This is a genomic window from Neoroseomonas rubea, from assembly GCF_016106015.1.
In the GTDB taxonomy this organism is placed as follows: Bacteria; Pseudomonadota; Alphaproteobacteria; order Acetobacterales; family Acetobacteraceae; genus Neoroseomonas; species Neoroseomonas rubea.
Window position 1 is genome coordinate 1 of record NZ_JACADQ010000708.1, and the last position, 744, is coordinate 744.

Sequence of the window (744 nt, forward strand, 5' to 3'; positions counted from 1 at the left end):
CTTCCGACCTATCAGGCGGCGTTCCAGCGCGCGCCGCAGCCGCCGCCCGAGCATCGGCGCCAGCGCAAGGTCGCGCCCCGGCAGCAGCGCATCCCGCGCGTCGCGCAGCGCGAGGCGCCGGTCCTCCCACAGCGGTTCCGGCGCACCGCCGCCGGAGGTCAGCCGGCACACCCGGCGGCGCCGGAGGAAGGAACTGATGTCGGCCGAGGCGATGGCGCGCTCCGTCGCGGCGACGTCGTCCCCATCGGGCGCCCGCCCGGCAGGCGGCGCGGCCGCCCGCACCGCCGCCGCAAGGCCAAGAGCTTCCTCGATCGCGGCCAGCACCGCAGCCGCCTGGTCCGGCAGGCGCAGCAGGGCGAGCGCGGCGCCCGCTTCCGCCGGTTCCAGCATGTCGGCCAGCATGCCATGCGTCTCGGCCAGATGGTGGCCGGGCGGCGCTTCCAGCGCGACCATCGTCCCGCGCGGCAATTCGAACAGGCGGGTGCGGGAGGTGCGGCGCAGCCCGCCCCAGGCTTCGCGGAGCATCGCCATCTGCGGCGAGCGCCGGCGCGCGGGCGCGAGGCCGGAGGGGCGGAACAGCAGCACGCGCCGCTCGACGCCGGCGGCGACCGTCTCCCGCACCAGCGCCGCGAGGGTGGCCGCGCCGGCCATGCCGTTCGGCGTGCCGAGCGCGGAGATGACATTGGCTTCCGCGAGCGTCACGGCGCGGCGTCCGGCGGCAGGAAGCCCGACAGCAGCACCGTC

The 744-nt window shown here is 77.6% G+C and carries 1 protein-coding gene; it reads right to left on the reverse strand.

What is annotated here, in order from left to right; all coding sequences use genetic code 11:
- Window positions 1-702 (reverse strand): hypothetical protein (locus tag HW577_RS25970; protein WP_198378953.1); only part of this gene is annotated, 702 nt, incomplete at its 3' end.
- Window positions 703-744: the final 42 nt, after the last annotated feature.